General features: G+C 63.2%; 3 protein-coding genes and 1 pseudogene. 2 read left to right on the top strand and 2 right to left on the bottom strand.

The window, feature by feature from the left end:
- Window positions 1–190: 190 nt before the first annotated feature.
- Both AC5DC2_RS22385 and AC5DC2_RS22380 read right to left on the bottom strand, forming a co-directional pair.
- Window positions 191–625, bottom strand: coding sequence for a DUF1489 family protein (locus AC5DC2_RS22385; protein WP_200333965.1), 435 nt, complete (start codon window positions 623–625; stop codon window positions 191–193).
- 56 nt (window positions 626–681) lie between these two features.
- Entirely contained in the window at window positions 682–2,094 is a 1,413-nt protein-coding gene (locus AC5DC2_RS22380; RefSeq protein ID WP_491700082.1) for an L-serine ammonia-lyase, read from the bottom strand.
- On the opposite strand from AC5DC2_RS22380, the gene AC5DC2_RS22375 reads away from it, so the two are divergent.
- On the top strand, window positions 2,066–2,311 hold the full coding sequence (locus AC5DC2_RS22375; RefSeq protein ID WP_152534492.1) for a hypothetical protein: 246 nt from the start codon (window positions 2,066–2,068) through the stop codon (window positions 2,309–2,311). The genes AC5DC2_RS22380 and AC5DC2_RS22375 overlap by 29 nt on opposite strands.
- A gap of 316 nt (window positions 2,312–2,627) precedes the next feature.
- Window positions 2,628–2,809: pseudogene (locus AC5DC2_RS22370) on the top strand (DUF599 domain-containing protein); the annotation flags it as partial.

Here is a 2,809-nt window from a genome sequence, read left to right as displayed (position 1 = left end):
GCATTGATCTCAATAGTCTTCTTCAACCTTTTATCGGGTGGCCTGAATCCTCGGGTCAAGCCCGAGGATGACCCGGATCGGGTGGGAGGTCTGTCAGCAGTCTGAAGGCGGACTCCGCAACCCGGCTGTCTATTGCCGTCCTAGAGCGCCGTGCTTTCCGAAAATCAGACCCGATTTTCGGGCCGATGCGCTAGAGAAGCCCCAACTCGGCGAGCTCCGCCCGGAGCTCCTCCGGCATGTCCTCGCCGCCCTCGCCGAAATCGAGGTCGCGCGGGGCGTCTTCCGCCTTCAGGTAACGCCAGCCCTGGAACGGCTTGCGCGGCACGGGCACGGTATCGACCACCTGCGGGGCAAGCACGAGGTCGCAGCGCTGGATCCCCTGCCCGTCCGTGTGGTTGGTGATGTCGAGCAGGGCCTGGCGGGCGCGGATCTGGCCGTTGATGACCCAGTAGAGCGACCCGCCGTCCAGGATTTCGTCACGCCGCTTCGGCGTCATCCGCGTCGTGTGGACGGTGTGCGGCTCCAGGCCCGCGGCGATCGCCGCCATGGACCGCTCCGACACCCAGCCGCGCAGATCGTCAATGCCGGTCGCGCCGACGCATAGTTTCAGGATATGAAGGCTCATTCCCCTTATGAAGCGCGCCGGAGGGGTATCGTCAAGGTTTTGACGGCGTGAAAAAATCAGCAATCCACCACATTGACGGCAAGCCCGCCGGTGGAGGTCTCCTTGTATTTCTCGTGCATGTCGTTGCCGGTCTGGCGCATGGTCTCGATGCAGTTGTCGAGCGGCACGAAATGGCTCCCGTCGCCCTTGAGCGCCAGCGAAGCGGCCGTCACCGCCTTCACCGCGCCCAGCGCATTGCGCTCGATACAGGGCACCTGCACGAGACCGGCGATCGGATCGCAGGTCATGCCGAGGTGGTGTTCGAGGGCGATCTCGGCGGCGTTTTCCACCTGTTCCGGCGTGCCGCCCATGACCGCGGCAAGCCCTGCCGCCGCCATGGCCGAGGCCGAGCCCACTTCGCCCTGACAGCCGACCTCGGCCCCGGAAATGGACGCATTGGTCTTGATGATGCCGCCGATGGCCGCCGCCGTCAGCAGGAAGTCGCGCGTCGCCTCCTTCCCGCCCGTGTTCTGGAACTCGCGGAAATAGCGCAGCGTCGCCGGCACGACGCCGGCCGCGCCGTTGGTCGGCGCGGTGACCACGCGTCCGCCCGCCGCATTCTCCTCGTTGACGGCCATGGCGAACATGGAAAGCCAGTCATTGGCCATCAACGGATCGAACTGGTTGGAAAGCTTCGCCTTCGACAGCTTGTCATAGAGCTGGCCGGCGCGGCGGCGCACGTTCAGCCCGCCCGGCAGCACGCCCTCGCCGCTCAATCCGCGGTCGATGCAGCCATCCATCGCATCCCACAGCGCGTCGAGACCGGCATCGAGGTCGCCCCGCGACATCCGCGCTTCCTCGTTGGCGCGCTTCATCGCGGCAATCGTCAGCCCGGAGCGTTTCGCCATCTCCAGCATTTCGGCGGCGGAGCAGAAGGGAAAGGGGATTTTCTCCTTGTCGCTCTCGCCCGCAGGAAAGTCCTTCTCATCCTTCCAGGCGGTCAGCTCCGTATCGGTCAGCACGAAGCCGCCGCCGACGGAATAATAGATCTGGCGCAAGAGGATCGCGCCGTCGGCATTGAGCGCATGGAAGGTCATGCCGTTTGCGTGGCCCGGCAACGGCTCCTTGCGGTTGAAGATCACATCTTCCTCGCAATTGAAGACGTAGGACGGGTGGCCCGGCGGATTGACGGCGCCCTTCTGCCGGATATCGGCGATGATCGCGTCCATCCTGTCCGGGTCCACCGTCTCCGGCCGTTCGCCGGCAAGGCCGAGGATGACGGCGCGATCGGTGGCGTGGCCGACGCCGGTGAAGGCGAGCGACCCATGCAGGCTGACGCGAAGATGCGAGACAACAGCGCCCGCCGGGCGCGGCCAGTCGCTGGAGGCCAGGAGAGCAAGAAAGCGGTTGGCGGCCGACATCGGCCCCATCGTGTGCGAGCTCGACGGCCCGATGCCGATCTTGAACACCTCGAAAACCGATAGAAACATTCCGGTCTCTCCATTGCCAAAAATGCTGCGTTCTTTGCTGTCATCTGGCAGCACGGGCGGCGGGAAGGCGCGCGCCACACCGACATCGTCGCACCTGATCGCGGCAGAAATCAATGTGGAAGAGAAAAACCGGGCCGCAAACGAAAACGACGGCGACCTCCAGGAGGAACGCCGTCGTTTTTTACGGAAAGTTCAAAGGCCGCTCAAACAGCGATGACGAGATACGCAAGTCCGAGAACAGCACCAAAACCGATAACAGCCCGCAGGGTTACACCCCAGCATGACTTGTGCGCGGTGTCTTCCATAATAGCTCCGATTGTCTTGACCCCAGTGCGCCTATTGGGAGGATGCGCACCGATGGTTATCGCTTTATTAAACTGTCACACAAACTGCAATGGGGGATGCGGAGAATTTTCGAAAATCGCCGCTTGCAAAGCCCCCGCGCTGCCGACACAACAAGGTTGTCGCGTCCGAGGCCTCTCGCCAAGCCCTTGCGCGCGCCGGAAAAACGCATCGACCGAAGGCCGGATTTCATGACGGGCATCGATATTCTCGCACTCTGTTTTTTTCTTCTCTGCTGGCTCGTCTTTGACGGCCTTGTCAGCGGGCGCTTCGGGCTGATCCAGCGCAAAAGCCTCACCTCGGCCATGATGATCCACCGCAGGCGCTGGATGAAGACGGCGCTTTCGCGCGATCTGAGGATGATCGACACGCA

Source organism: Martelella sp., from assembly GCF_984369615.1.
This window is presented reverse-complemented; position numbering and strand designations above follow the sequence as displayed.

Coding starts and splice junctions, on each gene's coding strand:
- AC5DC2_RS22380 (WP_491700082.1), bottom strand. CDS start 2,094: ATGTTTCTATCGGTTTTCGAGGTGTTCAAGATCGGCATCGGGCCGTCG.
- AC5DC2_RS22385 (WP_200333965.1), bottom strand. CDS start 625: ATGAGCCTTCATATCCTGAAACTATGCGTCGGCGCGACCGGCATTGAC.